This window comes from Streptomyces sp. BE303 (genome assembly GCF_036290945.1).
Lineage (GTDB): Bacteria > Actinomycetota > Actinomycetes > Streptomycetales > Streptomycetaceae > Kitasatospora.
This window is the reverse complement of record NZ_JAQYWZ010000058.1, coordinates 1-321: the sequence shown is the minus strand read 5'-3', so window position 1 is coordinate 321 and position 321 is coordinate 1. Positions and strand designations below refer to the sequence as shown.

The window sequence follows — 321 nt, the reverse complement described above, 5'->3', positions numbered from 1 at the left end:
CCCGAGTAGCCCTGTGCTCTCGCGTTCCGTGGCGCCGACCACAGCCTGAACGGCCGGCTCGAGGAGGCCGTGGCCGAATTCACCGCCGCGCTCCCCCTCGCCCCCGCCAAAGCCTGGGCCCTCGCCGGGCGCGGCGAGGCGTACCGCCTGGCGGCCCTCGCCGAGCAGGCGATCGCCGACCTCCCCGCCGCGCCCGCCCACACCCCGTCGGACGTCTGGGCGCTCCGCGCCCGCGGCCAGGCCCACCGCCAGGCCGGCCGACCCGACGAAGCCGTCACCGACCTCACCGCCGCCGTCACCCTGAATCCTTCCTACGCCTGG

The 321-nt window shown here is 77.3% G+C and carries 1 protein-coding gene; it reads left to right on the top strand.

The window, feature by feature from the left end; genetic code table 11:
* Positions 1-69: 69 nt before the first annotated feature.
* A partial coding sequence (locus tag PUR56_RS00205; protein WP_329947335.1) for a tetratricopeptide repeat protein occupies positions 70-321 on the top strand: 252 nt, incomplete at its 3' end.